Genomic DNA, 21879 nt, shown 5'->3' with positions numbered 1-21879 from the left:
GCGCGGTCGCCGTGCACCTCCCGGTGGAACGGGACAACTCGACGAATGGCTCGCACGTGCAGAACGACAGACTCACGCCTCGTGGTGCGACCATCACGGGTCAACCCGTCGACCAGGGACCGGGGTCCGTCGGCCTGTCCGTGGTCATCCCCGCCTACCTGGAGGAGGAGCGCCTCGCTCCGACCCTGGAGGTGGTCCGGGCCTACCTCGACGCGCACGTCGGCGGCGGCCCGGAGGACTGGGAGGTCATCGTCGTCGACGACGGTTCCCCGGACCGCACCACCGCCATCGCGCTGAAGGCCGGCGTGCACGAGCACCGGATCCGGCTCGTGCGGTCCGAGGAGAACAAGGGCAAGGGCAGCGCGCTGCGCCTCGGCGTGGGCACCTCGCTGGGCCGGCGCGTCCTGGTCATGGACGCGGACCTGTCGACGCCGATGGAGGAACTGGCCGGGCTGGAGAAGACGCTGGCCGACGATCCGCGGCTGGCCGCCGCCATCGGCTCGCGCGCCCACCGCGACTCCACCGTGGAGCGGCAGCAGAGCGCGCTGCGCGAGGTGCTCGGTTGGACCGGCAACCGCGTCATCCGGCTGGTGGCCGTCCGCGGCATCCGCGACACCCAGTGCGGATTCAAGCTGTTCGACGGTGAACAGGCCCGCGCCGCCTTCGGCGCCTCCCGACTCGACGGCTGGGCCATCGACGTGGAGATCCTCCAGTACTTCCGACGCAAGGGATGGCCCGTGGCCGAGGTACCCGTCCGCTGGGCACACCAGGACGGTTCCAAGGTCCGGTTCCCGGATTACGTGCGCACGCTCGGCGAATTGACCCGCCTCAACGCCCACGGCATCCTCGTGGCCGCCCTGTACCTGTTCGCCTCCTTTTATCTGTACAAGGGATTGTGGGCGGATACGGACGGGGCGATCCTGGCCCATTCCCTTCAGGACCAGAACCAGTGGGAATGGTTCTTCGGAGTCACCGCGGACAATGTCGCGCACCTGCGCAATCCGCTCTTCACCGACTTCCAGAACATGCCCGACGGCGTGAATCTGATGGGCAACACGGTGATGCTCGGCCTGTCCGTGCCGCTCACCCCCGTCACGCTGCTCTTCGGCCCCACGATCACCCTCGCCCTGGTGTTCACCCTCGGCATCGCCGCGACGGCCTGGGCCTGGTACTGGCTGATCCACCGCCGGCTGACCGAGAAACGCTGGGCGGCGGCCGTGGGCGGCGCCCTGGCGGCCTTCGCGCCGCCGATGATCTCGCACGCGAACGCGCATCCGAACTTCGTCGTCCTCTTCATGATCCCGGTCATCATCGACCGGGCCCTGCGGCTCTGCGAGGGCAGGAACGTCGTCCGCGACGGCATCCTGCTGGGGCTGTTCTCCGCGTATCAGGTCTTCCTGGGCGAGGAGCCGTTCCTGCTGGCGGCGATGGGCATGCTGATCTTCGCCCTCGTCTTCGCGCTGTACGACCGCGACGGCGCCCGGGCGGCCGTCCGACCGCTGGGGGAGGGACTGGCGATCGCCGCGATCGTCTCCGTACCGCTCGTGGCCTTCCCCCTGGCCTGGCAGTTCTTCGGACCGCAGAGCTACCACTCCGTGCTGCACGGCGAGGGCGGAGCCGGCAACCCGCTGGGCGCCCTGGCCGAGTACTCGGCCCGCTCGCTGTTCGGCGACGCCGACACGGCGGGCCGGCTCTCGCTGAACACCACCGAGCAGAACGCCTTCTACGGCTGGCCGCTGCTCGCCCTGGCCGCCGGGATCACCCTCTGGCTGTGGCGCCGGCCCGTCGTCCGCGCCCTCGGCCTCACCGCCCTCGCCGCGGCCGTCCTCTCCCTCGGCCCGCAGGTGCGGATCGAGAAGTTCGACGTCACCCTGCCCGCCCCCTGGGCGCTGCTGCGGCACCTGCCCCTGCTCGAATCGGTCATCGAGGGCCGGGTGGCGATGGTGTGCGCGCCGCTCTTCGGCATGCTGATCGCCCTGGCCCTCGACCGGATCCGGGGCCTGCGGGCCCGCGAGCACCGCGCCGTCGGATACCTGGCCGTCGCCGCCGCGCTCGCGCCGATCCTGCCGCTCCCGCTGGTCACCGCGGACCGCGAGCCCGTGCCTGCCTTCATCGCCGAGGGCCATTACAAGGACTACCTTGAGGACGGCCGCTCCCTCGTCCCGGTGCCGCTTCCCGACCCGGGCTCCGCGGCCGCGCTGCGCTGGCAGAGCGGTACCGGCTTCGGCTTCAAGCTGGCCGGCGGCTACTTCAACGGCCCGGACGGCCCCGACCGCGTCGGGATCTACGGTGCGAAGCCGCGCATGCTGTCCAACCTGCTGAGGGACGTCCGCTGGGGTGCGCAGGGTCCCTCGGAGGTCGACCCGCGGATGCGTGAGGAGGCCCGCGCGGACCTCGCCCACTGGAAGGCGGGCCTGATCGTCCTTCCCGTGACCCAGGAGCGCGCCCCCGAACTGCGCGGCACGCTCACCGCCCTGCTCGACCGGGAACCGCGCAGGGTCGCCGACTGCCTCATCTGGCAGGTCGGCTCCTCCTGATCCGACGTGCGGGGCGCGGTCGACCCGTCGGGACGGCCCGTTCGGATTCCCGCCCAGCGGAATAAGAAACACATAAATATTGAACGCATGAGCGGGAACCGCCAGGGCAGAAGGCTGCTCGGAGGTTGATAATCATGGTTCCCCTGCTTCTCGTTCTTCTGCTCGCCCTGATCCTTTTCGGTGCCGGTTTCGCGGTCAAGATCCTCTGGTGGGTCGCGATCGCGGTACTGGTCCTGTGGCTGATCGGGTTCGTCGCCCGCCCGAAGGGCGGCAGCGGTCGTTGGTACCGCTGGTAGCGCCACCCGGGGCAGCGGTACCGCCGGTACCGCCGCATCGGTGACACACGGCACGCGGGGCCCACCCTCACCCGGGGGTGGGCCCCGCCGTCGTGTGCGCGCACGGGCCGCCGCACCCGGCGGGGGCCGACCGGTGGCGACCCGGGCGGCGTCAGCCGGTGGGGGCCGGCGCGGGAACGGGATCGCCGTTCCACTCGCCCTTGGTGGCCTGCCACGCCTCCTCGTCCGCGCCCCTGCGCCAGTAACCGGAAACGGAGAGCGAAGCGGGCGCCAGGCCGCGGTCGACCCGCAGGTGACGACGCAGCTCGCGGACGAAGTGCGCCTCGCCGTGCACGAAGACCTGCGGCGAACCGGCCGGGAACTCCAGCCCGGTCACGGCCTCGACCAGCGCGTCCCCGACGGGCCGCTCGCCGCGGTGCAGCCAGGTCGTCTCCACCCGGGCCGGCGAGGCGAGCGGCTGCTCGTCCGCGGGGCCGTCCACCTCGACGAACGCCCGTACCGACGCGCCCGCGGGCATGGCCTCCAAGGCCGCCGCGATGGCGGGCAGGGCGCTCTCGTCCCCGGCCAACAGGTGCCAGTCGGCCTCGGCGTCCGGGGCGTAGCCGCCGCCCGGACCCGAGAAGACCACCTCGTCACCGGGTTGGGCCGCCGCCGCCCAGGGGCCCGCCACACCGGCGGTGCCGTGGACCACGAAGTCGATGGTCAGCTGCCCGGTCCCGGCGTCCCAACCGCGCACGCTGTACGTCCGGGTCCGCGGCCACTCCTCCCTCGGGTGGTCGCGGCGGATCGCGGGGATGTCGGTGGGGTCCGCGTACTCCACGCCCGGCGGCGGGAAGTGCATTTTGACGTAGTGGTCGGTGAACCGCCCGGCGCTGAACTCCCGGAGCCCCTCGCCGTGCAGGACGACCCGGACCATCGCGGGTGAGATCCGCTCGGTCCGCAGGACCCGCCCGCGATGGACGACCCTCTTCCTCGGTTGTGCTTCAGGCATTCCTGTTCCCTTTTCGGTGGTGCTGCCGGCGACTCGGTGGTTCAGCCGGCGACGGGGGCGGCGTCCGACGCGGCGGCCCGTTCGATGGCGGCGTGTCGGCGGTTGATCATGGGGCCGAGGGCGCCGACCGTGAGCGAGGCGGCCACGCCCGCCACGGCGGCGATCCACCAGAGGACGGCGGGCCCGGCGTGCGCGTACACCGCGGTGCCGGCGGTCAGCGCGGTGAACCGGGCGATGCCGCAGGCCCACTGGAAGGCCCCCTGGTAGCGGGCCCGCGCGTCCTCCGGGGCGATGCTCTGGATGATCGACGAGTGCAGGCCGCCGAGGGACGCCTCGCCGAGGGACCACAGGGCCACCGTACCGGCGTACGCCCAGGGGCTGTCGGCGACACCGGTCAGCGCGACGCCGAGCGCGACCAGGACGCTGGCCGACACGTAGACCGGCAGCGGCTTCAGGTCGGCGAGCACGGATGTCGCGATCGGCTGCAATATGACGACCAGTGCGGCGTTGAGCGCGAACATCATGCCGAGGACGGTGGGGGAGAGGCCGTCGTCGCGGATGGCGAGCGGCAGGCTCGCCTCGATCAGGCAGTAGATCGCGACGGAGACGGCGAACAGCGGCAGCAGGCCCCGCATCAGGCGGTCCCGGTAGACCACGCCGTAACCGGCCCCGCCGGCGCCGGCCTTGGCGCCGGCGGCCTTCGGGCCGGTTCCCCGGGGCAGCATCATGGCCGCGATCACCGCGTAGACGAGCGAGGTCGCGGCGTCCACCGTGAACAGCAGCCAGTAGCCCTTGGTGGCCAGGAACCCGCCGAGCATGCCGGCGCCGGCGGTACCGATGTTGACCGCCCAGTGGACCAGCGAGAACGCGGCCCGGCGCCGGTCCTTGTCGACCGCGTCCGCGACCAGGGCGGAAGCGGCCGGACCGACCAGGCTGCCGGTGACGCTGAGGAGCGCGGCCGTGAGCATGAGGGTCGGCAGGTTCGGGGCGACGAACAGCAGGCCGTGCGAGGCGGCGACGCCCACCAGACCGATGACCATCGTCGTGCGCCGGCCGCTGCGGTCGGCCAGGAAGCCGCCGAGGAGCGGGCCGACCAGGTTGCCGGCCCCCAGGGCGCCCAGCACGTAGGGGACGTCGGAGGTGCTGATCCCGCGCGATCCCAGGTAGTAGACCAGGAAGGGGGTCACCATGAAGCCGAGCCGGTTGACGATCGTGCCCGCGAAGACGATCCAGGCTGTGCGGGGCAGCCCACTGAAGGTGGAGAGCATGTGCCGGATCCTCCCGCCGCTGTACGCTGATGGCCATTGATTAAGAAATGCCTGAATCCATGGGGTGGTTGTCGTGGCGGAGCTGACGTTCTCGGCCAGTGACCTGGCGCAGATGCGCTTCGCCGTCTCGCCGATGTGGGAGGTCGTGACCAGCTTCCGCCTGCTGCGATCCGGCCTCGCGCACCCCGTGCACGGGCCCTGGATCGAACAGGTGCGGCCGCGCGTCGAGGCGGCGGGCCTGGACCGGGGCTGGCTCGCCGAACTGATCCCGCCCGCCCGCTACCTTCCCGACTTCCTCACCCCCGCGCCCCCCGGCGCGGCCCCCACCCTCGCGGAGGAGCTGGCCGCGATCCGGCGGGAGCCGGACGAGCGGGTCCGCCAGGACCTCGACCACCTGGAGAAGCACATGAGCTCGCGCGGGCCCCGGCTGCGGGCCCTGTACGCAGAGCCGCGACCCCAGTTGGCGCGCGTCGGCGAGGAGATCGAGGCGTACTGGGAACTGGCGCTCGCCCCCTACTGGGCCCGGATCCGGACCGTGCTCGAAGCCGACGTCTTCCACCGGGCCCGGCAGGTCGCCGAGCACGGCGCCGGCCGCCTCTTCAACGAGCTGCACGTGTCACTGAGTTGGGTCGACAACGGGCTGCGGATGGTCCGCCGACAGCGGACCCTGTCCCGCAAGACGGCGGGCGCGGGCCTGCTGCTGGTCCCCTCGGCCTTCGCCGGACCCCGGGTCCTGACCCGGGTGAGACTGCCGGACCCGCCCCAACTCGCCTACCCCGCACGGGGAATCGGGCCCCTGTGGGAGTCCCGGCCCGTCGCCCGCACCGACGCCATCGCCGCCGTGCTAGGCCGCTCGCGGACCCTGCTGCTCACCGAGCTGGACGCCCCGGCCTCCACCACCGAGCTGGCCCACCGCACGGGCATATCCACGGCCGGGGTGTCCCAGTACCTCACGGCGCTGCGCGACGCGGGCCTGGTCAGCGCCCACCGGGCCGGACGCTCGGTGCTCTACGCCCGCACCTCCGTCGCCGAATCCATCCTCGCCGGCGCCCCGACCTGACCGGCGACCCACCCCCCAGGACCGAGAGGACCGGCCCGCCCCCCATGGAACCCGACCGACTCGCCCCCCACCTCGCGGCCGTGGTCGGGGACGCCCACGTACTGACCGACCCGGCGCTGCGCGCCTCCTACGAGAGCGACTTCACCGGCCGTTGGACCGGCCGGGCCCGGCTGGTGGTGCGCCCCGCCGACACCGCCCAGGTCGCCGAGGTGGTGCGGCTGTGCCACGCCGCCGCGGTGGCGATCGTCCCGCAGGGCGGCAACACCGGCCTGGTCGGCGGCTCGGTCCCCGACCCCTCCGGAACCGAGGTCGTCCTCTCCTCGCGCCGCCTCACCGGGATGGGCCCGATCGACGTGGCCGCACGCCGGGTCACGGTCGGCGCGGGCCTGCCGCTCGCCGCGCTGCGGCGGCACGCCGCCTCCCGGGAGCTGGAGTTCGGAGTCGACCTGGCCTCCCGGGACTCGGCCACCCTGGGCGGCATGATCGCCACCAACGCGGGCGGCGAGCGCGTCGTGCGGTACGGCACCACGCGGGCCAACGTCGTCGGACTGGAGGCGGTCCTGGCCGACGGCAGCGTCCTGGACCGGCTGGCCGGTCTGCCCAAGGACAACACCGGCTACGACCTCACCGGCCTGCTGGTCGGCAGCGAGGGCACCCTCGCCGTGATCACCCGGGCCCGCCTCGCACTCGTCCCCCACCTGCCACGACGGGTCACCGCCCTGCTCGCCCTCGACTCGCTCGACTCCGCCGTCACCCTCCTGACCGAGCTGCGCCGGCTCGAATCCCTCGAACTGGTCGAGTTCTTCACGGCCGACGGCCTGGCCCTGGTCCTGGACAAGAGCGGACTCCCCGCCCCCTTCCGCACCACCCACCCCGTCTACCTGCTGGTCGAGTGCGCGGGCCGCCGCGACCCCGCCGAGGAACTCGCCGACGTACTGGAGAAGGCGCCCGTACGGGAGGTGGCCGTGGCCCTGGACGGCACCGACCGCCGCCGGCTCGCCGCCTACCGCGAACGCCACACCGAGTCCCTGAACGCCGCCGGGATCCCGCTGAAGCTGGACGTCACCGTCCCCCTCGCCGATCTCCCGGCGTTCGCCGCCGACCTGCCCGCACTGCTCGCCGGCCGCGCCCGGCCGTACCTCTTCGGCCACCTCGCCGAGGGCAACGTGCACGTCAACCTCCTCGACGTCGCCCCGGCCGACGAGGAGGCGATCACCGAGGCCGTGCTCGCCCGCGTCGCCGCCGCGGGCGGCAGCATCAGCGCCGAACACGGGATCGGCCGGGCCAAGTCCCGCCACCTGCACCTCACCCGGTCCGCCGCGGACATCGCCGTCATGCGTTCCGTGAAGGCGGCCCTGGACCCCGACCACCTGCTCAGCCCGCACACCCTCTTCCCCGACCGCGACTGACGCCCCGACCGCGGGGCCCGACCGGCGCCGGCGCGCGCGAAGGCCCCCGACCCCGTGTCACCACGGAGCCGGGGGCCGACGGGCCTGCGGGCAGAAGGGCTCAGGCGCCGGAACCGGCCGTCTGGTGCAGCACTCCGCCCACGTGCGCCCCGTTCACCACGTTCACCACGACGTCCCCGGCGGCTTCCGGGATGGCCCGGACACTGGCGCCGGTGAAGCCGTTGACACCCGTGACCACGCCCCACACCGGACGGAACCGGCCGAGCGTGCCGTCCTCGTCCACGGGCACCGACTCCAGGACGGAGCGGATCCTGCGCTGGATGACGTACGGGCTCTCCAGCGCCAGGTCGATCTGCTCTCGCCACTGCGCGGGCGTCAGGTCGTCGGACCAGCCGAGCACGACCCCCTTGCCGCCGGACAGCGAGGTCGGCTTCAGCACCAGATCCGCCTGGTGCTCCACGGCGTACGCGACGAGGTCGACGCGCTCACCGTCCTCCAGGGTCACCAGACCCGGCCGCACCATCCGCGTCCACGGCAGGATGCGGTCCAGACTTGCCAGCTCCTCGGCACTGAACAACCCCCGGTTGTTCTCGTCCGAGAGCATCGCGAGGGCGCCCTTGCTGGCGTACGCCGTGGTGTCCAGCGGGGTGAAGATCTTGACCTCGCCCCGGTTCGCCGCGTCGAAGACCGGCGCGGTGAGCTCCTCCGCCCCGGGAGTCAACAGGTCCCGGATCAGGAACGTGCGCACGATGATGTCCACCGGCTTCTCACCGAGCCACACCCGACCGTCGCGCACCTCCAACTGCCCGAGGTGGCAGGGGGAGGCGTCCAGACCCAGCTCGCCCCAGCGCTCGCACAGCTGCGTCATGTACGGGATCTCGTCCTCGAAGACGCTCGGCCACTCCGTCAGGGCGACCACCGGGCGGTCCCCCGGGGCGAAACCGCTCTCCACCAGGATGTTGTTGACCTGCTCGCGCAGCGAGTCCATGAAGGTGAGCCCGTGCCGCTCGGCGAACTCCGCGAGCACCGGGTGCGCGAGCAGCTCGCGGCACACGTCCACGTTGTCCATGCCGCCGACGGCGCTGCCTATGTTCAACTCCAGCAACTTGAAGCCGGCCTCGTCGCAGATCAGGTCCGCCCGGGTCTGACGGGTCATCCGCGCGCCCCGGTTGCGCATGACGGCGGCGACCTGGACCTCGTTCAGGCCGCCCGCGCTCGCGAACGCGGCGAAGTCCCCGCCGAAGAGCCGGTCGGGAAGGCTGGACAGGGCGTTCAGCAGGTTGTCCAGGTCACCCGCGAGCCGGGTGTGCTCGTCGCGGCCGAGGAACAGCGGCCGCGAGAGCCACTGGCCCATGCCGTTGGGCTTGTCGCTGTTGAGGATCTTGTTCTGCGGCAGCCCTCCCAACAGCTCGCTCGTCTTCAGGTTGCCGCCGGCCAGCTCGGCCAGGTACTCCTCGGTCAAGGCGACGCGATCCATGCGAACCTCTTTCTGACTTCTGTGCGATGTGGGTCGATTGGCTGTCAGGTGGTGACCGGCGTACGCCGATCGGCGGCGCGGACTCCCGGTCCGGACCGCGGGTCAGCGGCTCGCGGTGGCCGCCTTGCTCTCCACGGGCGGCGCCGGGAAGGCGACGACGTCCGGCCGCAGGGAGCGTTCGACACGCAGGAGGAGACCCGCCCCCAGCAGGGTGGTGGACGCGACCAGGACCCAGGGCAGCCGGCCGTCGAGGGTGATCAGGGCGGTGAACAGGGTCGGTGCGAGGGCGTAGGCCAGGGACCAGGACAGTTGGTACCCGGCGAGGTACCGGCCGCGCAGCTCCTCCGGGGCCGCGGCCTGGGCCAGCGAACCCGAGAAGGTGCTGTGCACCATCTCGCCCACCGTCATGACGATCACGGCCGCCAACAGCCCCGCCAACAGCACCTGAACGTTCTCCGGGCGCAGCGTGCCGAGCACGATCTGCCCGATGAAACCGGTCCCGAAGAGCGCCGCCCCGGCCGCCGCCGCCCGGGTACGGGTCGTGAAGCGGCGCCGGGCGAAGGCGGCGACCGGTACGGAGACGGTGGCGCAGAGCGCGGTGTTGACGACGAACGCGACACCGGTGAGCCCCTGGGGCAGGTGCAGCCAGTCGACGGCGTAGACGGGCAACAGCACGCTGAGCGAGGTGTAGCCGAACGCCACCAACAGATTGGCGAGGGTCAACGTCAGGAACGGACGGTCCTTGGCGACCAGCCGGTACCCGCCGCTCTTGTCGGCCCGGGAACGGGCGGCCGGCACGGTGATCGGGGTGCGCGCGGCCAGCACCGCCGCGACGAGGAAGCTCGCCGCGTTCAGGAAGGCGGCGGCGATGTAGCCGGAATCCCCCGACGTGGCGATGAGCAGCGAGGCGATCAGGGTGCCCACGCCCAACCCGGCGTTGCCGAGGCTGCGGCTGAGCGCCTGCATCCGGTCCCGGTTCTCGCCGTCGACGAGCTCCCCGATCCTGGCCTGGAGGGCGGCGGGGAAGGCCCGGGTGCCGATCGCGGCGAGCATCGCCACGACGGCGAAGGCGGGCAGCGAGTGGGCGAGCGGGAAGCAGGCGAAGCTGAGCCCGCGCAGCACGTACAGGAAGAGCTGCACCCTGCGGGCGCCGAAGCGGTCGACGGCGATGCCGGCCACCGGCAGCGCGGCGATGCCGATCAGCCCGGTGACGGTGAGCACCAGGCCGATCAGCGCCAGCGGCAATCCGGTGACGTGGAGGAAGAACACCAGGCTGAACGGGACGTACATCCCGTTGCCGGTCGCGTCGATCGCGATCCCGGCGGCCAGGGCGCGCTCACCGGGAAACCGAGGGCGCAGGAAGGACATGGATCTCCAAAAGTGGGGTGCGGTGGCGGGAGGGTTCCGCCGGCCAAGACGTCTCAGGTGATGTCGTAGAAGCCCTCTCCGTCCATGTACCGCGTGGTCAGCGCGTCACGGGCGACGGTGCTCGCGGTTTCGTGCAGCAGGTACACCCGCAGCGGGAACGTCCAGTCGTCCACGGACCGGAAGACCGGGTTGCCGGGGGTGACGCGGAACAGCACGTCGTGGAAGCTCTCCAGCGCCCGCAGCTCGGCCATCCTCGGGTACCCGACGAGCTCGCCCTCGGCCGGCGAGACCATGTTGACGACCCGGGCGTGCCGGTTCAGCTCGTAACCGGCCTCCCACCGCTGAGCGAACCGCTCGGGATCGACGCAGGCGTCGACCGTCCAGTCCAACTGGCTCTCGCCGATGGCCGCCTCGACCGGTACGTGCACGTCCGCCCCGCAGACGCGGGTGCCCGTCTCGACCAGCCGCGGGCCCCGGGGCGTCAGCTTGAGCTCCGTGTGCGCCGGGCCGTTGCGGATGCCCAGGGCGTCGAGCACCAGCAGCGTGTGCTCGACCAGCTGCTCCTGCTCGACGCCGTGACGTGTCATCAGCTCGGCGCCGGCCGGCAGGTCCCGTACGCCGTTCGCGCTGAGGTGGTGCATCTTCCAGATGTCGCTGACGTAGTGCCGGCCGTCCAGGCTCACCGTGTTCACGATGTACTCGCTGCCGACCAGGTACTCCTGCGCCAGCACCGCGTGATTGTCCTGATCGAGCGCGCTCGTGCTGCCGAGCAGGGCGTCGAACGCCGCCCGCACCTCCTCGACGGTGTCGCAGAAGTGGACGCCGTCACTGCCGGCGCTGCTCACCGGTTTGAGCACCACGCGGCCGTCGGCCTTCTCGTACCAGCGCAGCAGGGTGTCCAGGTCGGCGGCCAGCACCTGGTCGGTGCCGGGGACCCCGGCCTCCCTGACCGTCTCGATCATGCGGTACTTGTCACGGCGGGCCGCGCTCAGCGCGGTTCCGTTGCCCGGCAGGCCGAGTTCCTCGTTCAACCGGTCGGCGAGGACCACCGCGCGCTCCACGCCGGGCACCAGCGCCTTCGGTGCGTGCGCGGCGATCGCCGCGGCCGTCCGGGAGACGTCCCCGTCGTGGACGATGTTGACGACGAAGTCCTCCGGGCGGAAGCTCCGTTCGTACGCGGGCGGAATCGTGGGCGTGCTCTGCACGTGGACGCAGGTGTAGCCCCGGGCCCGGAACAGCGGCGCCAGGCAGCGTGCGCTCGCGTACGCGTCGACGATCACGACCGTACGGGGAACGGTGTCACCACTCATTACTTACCTCAGCTGTGGATGTGGACGTGGGACGGAGCCGCGTCAGCCGACCGGCCTGGTCCTGATCTCGATGGCGGCGATCGTCTTCTCGCAGCGGGCGACGGCCTCGGCGGCATCGGCGCCGACGGCGATCACATGGCCGCAGACCCGGTCCACGGACCAGGTGAGCGGGGGCACCACCGTCCCGGGCACGGCCTGGACGGCGAGGGTGACCCCCTCCTCCACCTCGGCGGGCTCCTCGACGTCGGTCACGACGCCCGGCTCGGCGAGCACGAACCGGATCGCCGCGCCCGCGGTCGCCTCGGGGACGTCGGGGTTCCAGGGCTCCAGGCCGAGCGGCACCGCCACCGCGGCCCGGACCAGGTCCACGCCGTAGGCCAGGCGCACCAGTTCGGGGATGTTGTCGCCGCCCGCCCGGTTGTGCGACTCGATGATCCGCAGACCCGCGTCGGTGATCATGATCTCGGTGTGCGAGGGCCCCTCGACCAGGCCGACCGCGTCGAGCAGCCGCCCCGTCAGATCCACGATCCCCTGCCGGGTCGCCCCGTCCACCCGGGCCGGGACGGAGTGGCCCGCCTCGATGAACCCGGACCCGCCCTCGCCCAGCAGCTTGTCGGTCACCGCGACGACCGTGTGGACGCCGTCCTGCGAGAACCCCTCGACGCTGACCTCGTGCCCCGTCAGGAACTCCTCGGCCAGCATGCGGCCGCGCCCGACCGCCTCGACCTTCCGCCAGATCTCCGGGACCCGGTCGGGCCCCTCGACCCGGTGGACGTCACGGCTGCCGCCGTAGTCCAACGGCTTGATCATCACCGGGCCCGCGAGTTCGGTGACGAACTCCAGCAGCTCCGCCTCGCTCTCCACGACGCGGAAGCGGACGGGCGAGAGCCCCACCTCGGCGAGCCGCCGCCGCATCGCGGCCTTGTCCTTGAGCATGCGGACGGTCTCCACCGAGTTGCCGCCGAGACCGAATTCCTCGTTCAGTCGGGCGGCGGCGACCAGCCCCAACTCGGCGGGCGAGAAGAACCGCACCACCGGCTGCTCGGCGAACACCCTGCGACCGGCGGCGACCGCCGCCTCCTGGTCGACGAGCGGAGTGTCGACGACCTGTACGCAGAACTCGGCGGCGGCCTCCGGGTCGTACACGCCCGGGGTCTGGATCAGCACCACGTCGCAACCGAGGTCGGACGCGGACTTCAACACACTCGGTCGGCCGCCCAGCAGGGCGATGCGCGGAGCCATCTCGGAACCTTCCAGGGGGAGCGGTGTCGTGGGAACCATGCGTCAGCCCCCGATGAGGGTGACCGTGTCGCCGAACCGCATCAGGTCGCGGTACGACTCCGCGCGGGCGTGCCGCATCGTGCGCAGTACGGCGATCGCGCTCTCGGAGTCCTCGCCCTGCACGATCGAGCGGTCGTCACCGACGAGCTTGGCGGTGATGATGACGTGCTTCTCGATGTCCTGGAGGTCCGCCTCCAGCAGCGCGTCGCGCGCGGCGGCCAGTTCCGGATCCGTCGCGGCCAGCTTGGCGAACGGCTCGGCGGAGACCTTGACCAGGTTCCGCATCGCCTTGCGGAAGGCCTTGTGCTCCGGCTGGGTACGGCCGGTCAGCGCGACCGGGCAGGCGGGCGCGGCCATCGTCGGCCGGACCACGGCGCCGTAGCAGGCCGCCGACATGTCCCCGGAGTGCAGCATCGCGGCGGTGAAACCGCGCACCAGGACGATGGCCTCCTCCACGGCGGCGAGCGCCGTGTCGCGGTCCATCGCCTTCAGGGCGGCGATCGCCCGCGTGACGGCGTCGGCCGCCGCGAGGTTCAGGACGAAGTAGAAGTGGTGGGTGATGACCCACCGGGTCAGCTCGTCGGAGCCCACCGCGTACGGGGCGCCGACCTCCGCCTCCTCGCCGGTCGATCCCGGCGCGGCGGGGGCGCCGTCGACCGGGAGCAGACCGCCCAGGATCCGGACCATCGACAGCACCACGGCGGCCTGGTCGTTGAGATCGAGCCGCGCCACGCGCAGATCGGTGAGCGCCCGCGCCACGATCGTCGTCACCTCGCCGACGAGGTGGGCGTCGTCGATCGGCGCCGTCCTGACGCCGAAGTACTCGTGGTTGGGGACGATCGGCGTCAGCGACGCGGTGTCCAGGGGGGCGACGCGGGCCACGGCCGCGAGCCGGCCGACCCCCTCCACCGCCGCGTCCATGGCCGCCTTCGCGGCCGGGCCCGCCCCCCGGGGGTCGAGCAGCGCGGAGTGCAGGTGCGTCAGCTGCTCGATCGCGGCGGTCAGGGCCGTCTCGACCCGCTCGGCGGGTCGGGTGGCGGCCCGCACCAGGTTGTTCGCGGGAAGCACCACGATGGGGATGTCAGGGCAGGCAGCAAACATGTCGGTCACCTCAGAACGTTCGGAATTGCCGTGGGGAAGGCCGGGCGCGGGCCCGCGGGTGTCACGACGACGCGGCGAAACCACGTGCCTCTTTGAGGAACTGCCCCAGGTACCCGTCGTGCGGCAGGAAGGGGTCCTTCCACCAGCCGGGCACCCGGCCGTGCAGGACGGTGCGGACACCGGGGGACTCCAGGGCCTCGGCGACGAGCGAGGCGTCGTCGGTGAGCAGGGTCAGGGCCAGCGAGTCGTCCAGCGGACCCACCCCCTCCGAGCGCCGCCAGGGCGCCACCCACACGCAGGGGAAGGGCAGTTCGGTCGCCAACCCCGGATGGTCGGAGCGGTCCACGCACATCACGGCGGGCCGCAGCGCCACCGCGTCCGCGCCGACGAGCGGCAGCGGACCGTCCTCGTGGTGGCGCGCGACCAGGTCCGCGGCGCCCCCCGCGGCCAGGTCGAGGGCCGCCCGCAGGCCTTCCCCCTCCCGCCGCGGGCGTACGGGCAGGACCGCGCGGTCGTCGGTCACCGGGTGGGCCGGGAGTGCGGCCAACCGCTCCGCGAGGGCCTCGGCCAGTGCCCGGTGATCGCCCGACGTGAGGACGGCGGTGGTGTTCGTGCAGCGCACGCCGCCATCGGCGGCGATCTCGGCCACCAGGTGGTCCAGGGTCGCCTCGTCGAGCGGACCGTCCACGAGGATCTTGCTGCGGCCGGGGCCGCGGACCAGTACCCGGTCGTTGCCCCGCAACCGGGCCACGGTGGACTCGCTGCCGTAGACCAACGACAGGTCGGCGGTCTCCACCAGGGTGTCGGCGGCGGCGTGGGGACCGGGCAGCAGGCTGATCCAACCCGGCTCCAGACCGGCCTCCAGCAGCGCGCGCACCAGCCGCAACGGGGTGAACGGGTCGCGCGCCCCGGGGCGCACCAGGACCTTGTACCCCATCGCGATCGCCTGGAGCCAGGCGCCGTGCGTGGCCGGGTGGTTGCTGGGGGCCACGACGCCGAAGACGGAGCCGCGGCGCACCCACCGGGCGGTACGACCGGCCCCGACCGGCGCCTGCCGGTCGACGACCTCGCCGAGCCGCGCGCAGTCGTCGCCGATGCGGCCCAGCGTCCGCCGGGCCACGTCGACGGGGACGCCGGAGGCCAACGCCTGGACCCGGCAGTACTCCTCGGGCGTCACGCCGCCCAGGGTGGCCGAGCCGAAGAGGGCACCGGCCTTGGCGAGCACCGCCAGGCGCTCGTCGGGTGCCATGCGCGGCGCCTGGCGCATGGCCTTCACGGTCAACCTCGTCACCAGGGCGGGGGCCTCGTGGACCGTGCCGAGCGGGACGCCGTCGACACCGTTCAGGACGCGCGTGTCGCGGGAGATCCGCTCCCGTCCGTCCCGGAGCACGGGTATGTCGAGCGTCATGTCAGACCAACTCCTCGGGTACGGGCCGGGCGAGACCGGCCGTCCGGATCGCCCGGGGCGGGCAGCCCACGGCCTCGGCCCCGGTGGAGGCGACGGCCGTGGACCCGCCGGTCATGCGAACTCCCTGTGCGTGCGGGGTGCTTCGAGGCTAGGGAGAGCCTCAGAACTGCCATCCGTCGAAGACCACGGCACGCGACGGGGCGGCCTCCACACCGGCGACCTTGATCGGAAGCGCCATCAGCTGGACGATCGGGTTGGTGATCTGGTCGAGGCTCTGGATGTTCTCCAGGATCGGGATGCCCGCGGCCAGCAGACGGCGGTGCACCTGACCGCTGCGGTCGTCGGGACGCTCGGTGATGCAGTCCATGCCCACGAGGGTCGCGCCGTTGTCGACCATCCAGTCGGCCGACGACAGGGTGAGGTACGGGGGCTTGTCCCAGTAGTCGTCGCGGCCCAGGTAGCGGTTGGGGTGGTCGGTGCGGATCAGCAGCCGGTCGCCGGGCTGCCACACGTCGCGCAGCGCCTTCTCCAGGTCCTCGCCGGTGACCGGATCCAGATCCCGCTTGTGCGACAGGTCGGCCACGCACGCGCGGCCGACGAAGGTCTCCAGGGGGACCTCGTCGATCTTCTCGCGGTCCTCGAAGAAGTGGTAGCCGGACTCCACGTGTGTCCCGTTGTGCGGGAATATCTGCAGATCCGAGAATGTCCGCCCACCCTTGGCCGGGTCCGTCTCCGGGGTCATGGCCCGGCGGATCCCGAATTTCGGGTACCAGGGGGCGTCGTAGGAGGGCATGCCCTCGTGCCAGCCCTGGCTAATGTCAATCATCTTCACGATCTACTCCATTGATCAAGCGGCGTACATCTCGGCCCCCGCTCTCGCGGGAACATTGCGGAAGCTAGCACAGCGGTCGGCGAGGCAATGGCGGTGAGCCATGTCGCTTAAGTGACCAAAGGGGGAAGTCCCGGGTGTGCTGTCGCCTTCACCGCGGCATGACTTTCTACCACAGCGCGGGGGGCCGGACTACAGCCTGCCAGGCATTTCTTTATGGATTTAACCCCTCCATTTGTGTGCGCCCCAACCCCGTTGTCTACGAACGTTTCCGGCCATGAACGCCAGCTGTCCTGAAACGAGTTACGGAGCAGTAGCCTCCATTTTTAGCGGGTTGCTCGCCCAAATATCTGTGCGCTAGCCTCGCCGCAATCTGAAGTGCGAAATCCCGGCGATTGATCCCATGGAAGGCATCATCGTGATTGTGGTATTGCGTCCGCACGCCACGCGTGAAGAGATCGAATCCGTGAAGGAAAGACTTCACGCCCATGGATTGTCCGCCATGGAGAGTTCGGTAATGGATTCCTCAATGCTCATCAGTGAGGGAACCGGAAGTTCCGAATTGAATTCAATTGTCGAAAAGCTGCCGGCCGTGGAGCGCGTCGTCGTGGTCCCGGGCGTGCAGCGACTGACCAGCAGGGTCTTCCGGCCGGAAAATACCCATGTACGGGTGGGCGCCCTCGCGAGTGCCGTCTTCGGCGGGCCGGAATTCGTCGTCATCGCCGGCCCGTGCGCGGTCGAAAACGTGACCCAGATGAATGCGGCCGTCGACACCGTCGTCGGAAGCGGCGCGGTCATGCTGCGCGGCGGCGCGTTCAAACCGCGTACTTCCCCCTACAGCTTCCAAGGGCTGGGACTCGCGGGCCTGACCCTCCTCGCGGAGCAGCGCAAGCGCACCGGCCTCCCCGTCGTCACCGAGGTGGTCACGCCGAAGGACGTCGAGTTCGTCGCCGAGGAGAGCGACATGCTCCAGATCGGCACCCGCAACATGCAGAACTTCGAGCTGCTCCGCGAGGCCGGCGCCTCCGGCCGGCCCGTCCTCCTCAAGCGCGGCATGTCGGCCACCATCGAGGAGTGGCTGCTCGCCGCCGAGTACCTGCTGCACGTGGGCAACGGCGACGTCGTCCTGTGCGAGCGCGGCATCCGCAGCTACGACCGCAGCACCCGGTTCACCCTGGACCTCAGCGCCGTGGCCGAGGCGAAGCGGCTCACCCACCTGCCGGTGATCGTCGACCCCAGTCACAGCACCGGGCAGCCCCACCTGGTCGCCCCGATGTCCCTGGCCGCGGCGGCCTGCGGCGCCGACGGCCTGATCATCGACGTGCACACGGACGCGCGCAACGCGATGTGCGACGGAGCCCAGGCGCTCAGTGGTGAACAGTTCGCCGACGTCATGACCCGGCTCACGCCCGTCGTGGAAGCCGTCGGCCGGACGATGGCGCCCACGCGGGCGCACTCCCTCGCCTCGGTCTGACCCGCCCCCTCCTGGAGACAAGAACATGTTGGACGACACCGTCGAGCCCTTCACCGCCGATCTCGCGCCGGACGAGTTCATCCGCGCCGCCATGCAATGGCACTTCTCTCCCGCGACCGGCTCCCCGTACTGGGTGAAGCGCGCCGCGGCGCTGGACTTCGACCCGCTGACGGACGTCAGGACCTGGGAAGACCTCGCCCTCTTCCCCGACGTCAGCGAGGAATGGCGGGACATACCCGTCGACGCGCTCGTCCCGGCCGGGATCGGCCGACAGGGCTGGGACTTCCAGGTGTTCGACAGCGGCGGCACCACCGGCCGACCCAAGCGCATCGTCGAATCGCGCTCCCGCCGCAACGGCGTCCTGTGGGTCAGCGAGGTCCTCGCCGACCACGGGATCCCCGGCGAGGGCGACGGCCACTGGCTGCACATCGGCCCCACCGGACCGCACATCGTCGGGCGCTCCGTCGGCCTCCTGGCCCAACAGCGCGGCACCTTCTGCCACTACATCGACTTCGACCCGCGCTGGGTCAAGAGCAGCGTGAAGCAGGGCCGCGCCGAGGAGGCGGGCCGCTACGTCAAGCACATCCTGGCGCAGGCCCACGACATCCTGGCCACCCAGCCCGTCTCCGTGCTCTTCGCCACCCCGCCGGTGCTGGAGGCGATCGCCGCCGACGAGAAACTGCTCGGCCTCGTCCAGGAGAAGGTGCGCGGCATCATCTGGGCCGGCACCAGCGTCAGCCCCGAGACCCTGAGCGTCTTCGAGGAGGAGCTCTTCCCGCAGGCCACCGTCGTCGGCCTGTACGGCAACACCATGATGGGCATCGCCCCGCAGCGCCCCCGCACCGGCGAACAGGACGAGGAGCGCTGCGTCTTCGTGCCGTTCCACCCCTTCAGCCGCGTGACGGTCGTCGACCCCGAGAACACCGACGCCCAGGTCGGCTACGGCGAGCGCGGCCAGGCCCGGATCAGCCTCGTCTCCCGTGACCTGCTGCTGCCATGGACCCTGGAGCGCGACTCCGTGCTCCGTGTCACGCCCACGTCGAAGTATCCCCAGGACGGCCTCGCCGACGTCCAGCCGCTCACCGTCGAAGGCGGCCCGACCGCGATCGAAGGGGTGTACTGAGCATGGCGACCCCTTCCCTCACGGCGCCGGACTCCCTCACCGCGCCGGACTCGCTCACCGCGCCGGACTCCCTCACTGCCCCGGCGGCCGACCCGGCGATCGCGCCGGCGGTCGCCGTCCCGGCGGCCACCCTGCCGCTCACACCGCCCCTGGGCGCGCCGGGCGAACCCGCCCCGTACGACCGCGCCCTCGACCACCGCGACCTGGAGAGCCTGCTCGCCACCTTACGGCTCGCCTCTGACCGGGCCCGCCACACCGGCCGCCCCACGCTCGCCAGTTGGGCCAAACCGCTGCCCCTCCACTGCGCCGTCGACATCTGGCAGCGGGCCCGGCTCCTCACCACGCGCTCGCTGCTCTGGCAGTCCGCCTGGGACGGCGGCTCCGTCGTCGCCTTCGGCAGCGCCCACGACCTCGACGGACACGGCTCCGACCGGGTGGAGAGCGTCCGCGACGGCTGGGCGGAACTCGTCCGCGACCCGGTCTGTGGCGGCGCCGCCGACCCCTCCACGGCATCGGGCGTCGGCCCGCTGGCCATCGGCGGCTTCGCCTTCGCCGCCGCCGGCCCGGCGGGCAGCCGCCTCCCGGACGCCCTGATGTGGGTGCCCGCGCTGCAGATCCGCAGCCTGGCACCCGCCCCCGGCGCCGCCGGGACCCCCGTCACCGAGGTTCCCACCCCCGCCGAACTCCGCCTCAACGCCACCGTGTCGCCCGACGCCGACCCCGAGCAGACGGCCAAGGAACTCGCCGCCTTCGCCGACACCTGCCTGCTGTGGGAACCCGATCCCGCCTGGGACCTGCCCACCGCCCCGGCCGGCCGCGCCCACACCGCCGTCGAGCTGCCGGCCGCCGAGGACTGGAAGGAACTGGTCCGCCGCGCCACCGACCGGATCCGTGCCGGCGGGTTCGAGAAGGTGGTCCTGGCGCGCGAGTTGCGCGTCACCGCGGCCACGCCCTTCGACGTACCGGGCGCCGTGCGCAGGCTGCGCGCGGCCAACCCCGGCACCACCGTGTTCGCCGTCGACCACGACGGATGCACCTTCCTGGGCGCCACCCCCGAGTACCTCGTACGGGTCGAGGACCGCACCGTGCACGCGCTCGGCCTGGCCGGCACCACCCCGCGCGGCGCCACGCCCGAACAGGACGAGACCCACGAACGCGAACTGGTCGACAGCCCCAAGATCCAGCACGAGCACGACGTGGTGGTCCAGATGCTCCGCGACGCGCTCGGCGACTCCTGCGCCGACGTCGACGCCGAGACACCGCCCCGCGTCGTCAAACTCGCCAACGTCCAACACCTGTCCACCAAGGTCCACGGCCGGCTCGCCGAGGACTCCCCGGCCGGCATCCTCGACTTCGTCGAGCGCCTGCACCCCACCCCCGCCCTCGGCGGTCATCCCCGCGAGGCGGCGCTGAGCTGGCTCGCCGACAACGAGGGGCTCGACCGCAGCTGGTACGCGGGAGCCGTCGGCTGGGCCGACCGCACCGGCCAGGGCCAGTTCGCGGTCGCCATCCGCTCCGCGCTGCTCGACGGCCCCACCGCCTCCCTGTACGCGGGCTGCGGACTGGTCGCCGACTCCGATCCCGAGGCCGAGTACGCGGAGACCTGCGCCAAGCTGCGCCCCATGGTGCACGCCCTCGCCATCGAGTGAACCCGATGCCCCGACCGCCGTCCCGGCCGCGCCCGCGGCCGGGACCCCCGGCGACCACCGTCGCCGCCACCACCGCCCGAGAACCGAAGGTCCGACCCATGCGCAATGTGATCGTCGTCGGCGGCGGCCTCGCCGGTCTGCGCACCGCCGAGGCGCTGCGCGCACAAGGCTACGAGGGTGATCTCACCCTCGTGGGCGCCGAGCCCCACGCCCCCTACGACCGGCCCCCGCTGTCCAAGGGCGTCCTGACGGGGGAGACCGACGACACGGCCTTTCCCACCGACTGGGACAAACTCCGCTGCACCCTCCTCCTCGGCCGCCGCGCGGAGGCCCTGCGGCCGCACACCCACCGGCCCGGCGGGATCCTGGAGACGACCGGCGGCCCGTTGGAGTTCGACGCACTCGTCCTCGCCACGGGCGCGAGCCCCCTGCGGCTGCCGGGCGAGGGACCCCAGCACGTCGTACGGACCCGGGACGACGCCCTGGCCCTGCGCACCGAACTCGTCGAGGGCGCGCACGTGGCCGTCGTCGGCGCCGGCTGGATCGGTGCCGAGGTGGCGACCGCCGCCGCCGCGAAGGGCTGCCGGGTCACGGTCGTCGAGGCCGCCGCCGCCCCGCTGTCCGAGGCCCTCGGGCCGGAACTCGGCGCGCTGACCGCCGGCTGGTACGCCGAGGCCGGCATCGACCTCCGGTGCGACGTGCGCGTCACCTCCGTCGACCACGGCGGACTGACTCTCGACCACGGGGAGTTCCTGGCCGCCGACGTGGTCGTCACCGGCATCGGCGTACGCCCCGACGTCGACTGGCTGCACGGCTCCGGGATCGAGGTCGAGCGCGGCGTCCTCGTCGACGCAGCGCTGCGGACCTCCCGCCCCGAGGTCGTCGCGGTCGGCGACTGCGCCGCCTGGTGGTCGGGGCGCTACGACCGCCGGCTGCTCGTCGAGCACTGGGACGCGGCCCTCAACGCCCCCGAGACCGCCGCCGCGACACTGCTGGGCCAAGACGCCGCCCACGACACCGTGCCCTACTTCTGGTCGGAGCAGTTCGGACGGATGGTCCAGTACGCGGGCCACCACCCGGCGGCGGAACGGATGCTCTTGCGCGGCTCGCCCGACAGCGCCGCCTGGACGGTCCTGTGGCTCACGGGGAACCGGCTGGAGGCGATCTTGACCGTCGACCGCCCCCGCGACCTGGTGCAGGGCCGCCGCCTCATCACCGACGCCGGCCACCTCGACCTCGACCTGGTCACCGACCCGGACGTGCCGCTGCGCAAAGCCGTCCGCGGCTGACGGCCCGCC

General features: G+C 72.1%; 17 protein-coding genes. 8 read left to right on the top strand and 9 right to left on the bottom strand.

Going from position 1 to position 21879, the window contains the following annotated elements; all coding sequences use genetic code 11:
• Positions 1-56: 56 nt before the first annotated feature.
• Both ACIRO3_RS24370 and ACIRO3_RS24365 read left to right on the top strand, forming a co-directional pair.
• Positions 57-2537 carry a dolichyl-phosphate beta-glucosyltransferase gene (locus ACIRO3_RS24370; RefSeq protein WP_404140158.1) on the top strand — a complete coding sequence of 827 codons (2481 nt, stop codon included), beginning with the start codon at positions 57-59 and terminating at the stop codon, positions 2535-2537.
• Positions 2538-2671: 134 nt separating this feature from the next.
• Complete coding sequence (locus tag ACIRO3_RS24365; RefSeq protein ID WP_037792689.1) at positions 2672-2833, top strand: hypothetical protein; 162 nt, start codon at positions 2672-2674, stop codon at positions 2831-2833.
• Positions 2834-2984: 151 nt separating this feature from the next.
• Here the strand turns inward: ACIRO3_RS24365 and ACIRO3_RS24360 are convergent, their stop codons facing one another.
• Both ACIRO3_RS24360 and ACIRO3_RS24355 read right to left on the bottom strand, forming a co-directional pair.
• Complete coding sequence (locus ACIRO3_RS24360; protein ID WP_404140155.1) at positions 2985-3824, bottom strand: siderophore-interacting protein; 840 nt, start codon at positions 3822-3824, stop codon at positions 2985-2987.
• Between the two features lie 41 nt (positions 3825-3865).
• Complete coding sequence (locus tag ACIRO3_RS24355) at positions 3866-5092, bottom strand: MFS transporter (RefSeq protein ID WP_361781204.1); 1227 nt, start codon at positions 5090-5092, stop codon at positions 3866-3868.
• A gap of 82 nt (positions 5093-5174) precedes the next feature.
• On the opposite strand from ACIRO3_RS24355, the gene ACIRO3_RS24350 reads away from it, so the two are divergent.
• Complete coding sequence (locus ACIRO3_RS24350; RefSeq protein ID WP_361781255.1) at positions 5175-6152, top strand: ArsR family transcriptional regulator; 978 nt, start codon at positions 5175-5177, stop codon at positions 6150-6152.
• Positions 6153-6196: 44 nt separating this feature from the next.
• On the top strand, positions 6197-7561 hold the full coding sequence (locus tag ACIRO3_RS24345; protein WP_404140152.1) for an FAD-binding oxidoreductase: 1365 nt from the start codon (positions 6197-6199) through the stop codon (positions 7559-7561).
• A gap of 100 nt (positions 7562-7661) precedes the next feature.
• Here the strand turns inward: ACIRO3_RS24345 and ACIRO3_RS24340 are convergent, their stop codons facing one another.
• From ACIRO3_RS24340 to ACIRO3_RS24310, 7 genes are all read right to left on the bottom strand, one after another.
• A complete protein-coding gene (locus ACIRO3_RS24340; RefSeq protein ID WP_366149523.1) occupies positions 7662-9038 on the bottom strand; it encodes a hypothetical protein in 1377 nt (458 codons plus the stop codon).
• Positions 9039-9140: 102 nt separating this feature from the next.
• Positions 9141-10406, bottom strand: coding sequence for an MFS transporter (locus ACIRO3_RS24335; protein WP_361781213.1), 1266 nt, complete (start codon positions 10404-10406; stop codon positions 9141-9143).
• Positions 10407-10459: 53 nt separating this feature from the next.
• The gene (locus ACIRO3_RS24330; protein WP_404140148.1) at positions 10460-11716 is read right to left on the bottom strand and encodes an ATP-grasp domain-containing protein; all 1257 of its coding nucleotides are present in this window, start codon (positions 11714-11716) and stop codon (positions 10460-10462) included.
• A 42-nt stretch (positions 11717-11758) separates the two neighbouring features.
• A complete protein-coding gene (locus ACIRO3_RS24325; RefSeq protein ID WP_404140145.1) occupies positions 11759-12958 on the bottom strand; it encodes an ATP-grasp domain-containing protein in 1200 nt (399 codons plus the stop codon).
• 42 nt (positions 12959-13000) lie between these two features.
• Positions 13001-14098, bottom strand: a complete 1098-nt coding sequence (locus ACIRO3_RS24320; protein WP_404140302.1) for a hypothetical protein — start codon at positions 14096-14098, stop codon at positions 13001-13003.
• A gap of 61 nt (positions 14099-14159) precedes the next feature.
• A complete protein-coding gene (locus tag ACIRO3_RS24315) occupies positions 14160-15506 on the bottom strand; it encodes an aldehyde dehydrogenase family protein (protein ID WP_404140142.1) in 1347 nt (448 codons plus the stop codon).
• A gap of 160 nt (positions 15507-15666) precedes the next feature.
• Positions 15667-16332 carry a cyclase family protein gene (locus ACIRO3_RS24310; protein ID WP_361781228.1) on the bottom strand — a complete coding sequence of 222 codons (666 nt, stop codon included), beginning with the start codon at positions 16330-16332 and terminating at the stop codon, positions 15667-15669.
• 406 nt (positions 16333-16738) lie between these two features.
• Here ACIRO3_RS24310 and aroF point away from each other — a divergent pair, with 406 nt between their 5' ends.
• The 4 genes from aroF to ACIRO3_RS24290 all read left to right on the top strand — a co-directional run bounded on the left by aroF (position 16739) and on the right by ACIRO3_RS24290 (position 21870).
• On the top strand, positions 16739-17809 hold the full coding sequence (aroF, locus tag ACIRO3_RS24305; RefSeq protein WP_361781231.1) for a 3-deoxy-7-phosphoheptulonate synthase: 1071 nt from the start codon (positions 16739-16741) through the stop codon (positions 17807-17809).
• Between the two features lie 25 nt (positions 17810-17834).
• Positions 17835-18932, top strand: a complete 1098-nt coding sequence (locus ACIRO3_RS24300; RefSeq protein ID WP_361781234.1) for a phenazine biosynthesis protein — start codon at positions 17835-17837, stop codon at positions 18930-18932.
• Between the two features lie 2 nt (positions 18933-18934).
• Positions 18935-20581: an isochorismate synthase MenF gene (locus ACIRO3_RS24295; protein WP_404140138.1), complete on the top strand. Its 1647-nt coding sequence runs from the start codon at positions 18935-18937 to the stop codon at positions 20579-20581.
• Positions 20582-20679: 98 nt separating this feature from the next.
• Complete coding sequence (locus ACIRO3_RS24290) at positions 20680-21870, top strand: NAD(P)/FAD-dependent oxidoreductase (protein ID WP_404140135.1); 1191 nt, start codon at positions 20680-20682, stop codon at positions 21868-21870.
• Positions 21871-21879: the final 9 nt, after the last annotated feature.

It is taken from the genome of Streptomyces sp. NPDC102278, assembly GCF_044766345.1.
Classification (GTDB): Bacteria; Actinomycetota; Actinomycetes; order Streptomycetales; family Streptomycetaceae; genus Streptomyces.
This window is presented reverse-complemented; position numbering and strand designations above follow the sequence as displayed.

What these genes read in the sequence shown, in the direction of transcription:
- ACIRO3_RS24360 (WP_404140155.1), bottom strand. Translation starts at nt 3,824, where the DNA reads ATGCCTGAAGCACAACCGAGGAAGAGGGTCGTCCATCGCGGGCGGGTC.
- aroF (WP_361781231.1), top strand. Translation starts at nt 16,739, where the DNA reads ATGGAAGGCATCATCGTGATTGTGGTATTGCGTCCGCACGCCACGCGT.
- ACIRO3_RS24330 (WP_404140148.1), bottom strand. Translation starts at nt 11,716, where the DNA reads ATGAGTGGTGACACCGTTCCCCGTACGGTCGTGATCGTCGACGCGTAC.
- ACIRO3_RS24290 (WP_404140135.1), top strand. Translation starts at nt 20,680, where the DNA reads ATGCGCAATGTGATCGTCGTCGGCGGCGGCCTCGCCGGTCTGCGCACC.
- ACIRO3_RS24295 (WP_404140138.1), top strand. Translation starts at nt 18,935, where the DNA reads ATGGCGACCCCTTCCCTCACGGCGCCGGACTCCCTCACCGCGCCGGAC.
- ACIRO3_RS24310 (WP_361781228.1), bottom strand. Translation starts at nt 16,332, where the DNA reads ATGATTGACATTAGCCAGGGCTGGCACGAGGGCATGCCCTCCTACGAC.
- ACIRO3_RS24340 (WP_366149523.1), bottom strand. Translation starts at nt 9,038, where the DNA reads ATGGATCGCGTCGCCTTGACCGAGGAGTACCTGGCCGAGCTGGCCGGC.
- ACIRO3_RS24365 (WP_037792689.1), top strand. Translation starts at nt 2,672, where the DNA reads ATGGTTCCCCTGCTTCTCGTTCTTCTGCTCGCCCTGATCCTTTTCGGT.
- ACIRO3_RS24320 (WP_404140302.1), bottom strand. Translation starts at nt 14,098, where the DNA reads ATGTTTGCTGCCTGCCCTGACATCCCCATCGTGGTGCTTCCCGCGAAC.
- ACIRO3_RS24355 (WP_361781204.1), bottom strand. Translation starts at nt 5,092, where the DNA reads ATGCTCTCCACCTTCAGTGGGCTGCCCCGCACAGCCTGGATCGTCTTC.
- ACIRO3_RS24325 (WP_404140145.1), bottom strand. Translation starts at nt 12,958, where the DNA reads ATGGCTCCGCGCATCGCCCTGCTGGGCGGCCGACCGAGTGTGTTGAAG.
- ACIRO3_RS24300 (WP_361781234.1), top strand. Translation starts at nt 17,835, where the DNA reads ATGTTGGACGACACCGTCGAGCCCTTCACCGCCGATCTCGCGCCGGAC.
- ACIRO3_RS24315 (WP_404140142.1), bottom strand. Translation starts at nt 15,506, where the DNA reads ATGACGCTCGACATACCCGTGCTCCGGGACGGACGGGAGCGGATCTCC.
- ACIRO3_RS24335 (WP_361781213.1), bottom strand. Translation starts at nt 10,406, where the DNA reads ATGTCCTTCCTGCGCCCTCGGTTTCCCGGTGAGCGCGCCCTGGCCGCC.
- ACIRO3_RS24345 (WP_404140152.1), top strand. Translation starts at nt 6,197, where the DNA reads ATGGAACCCGACCGACTCGCCCCCCACCTCGCGGCCGTGGTCGGGGAC.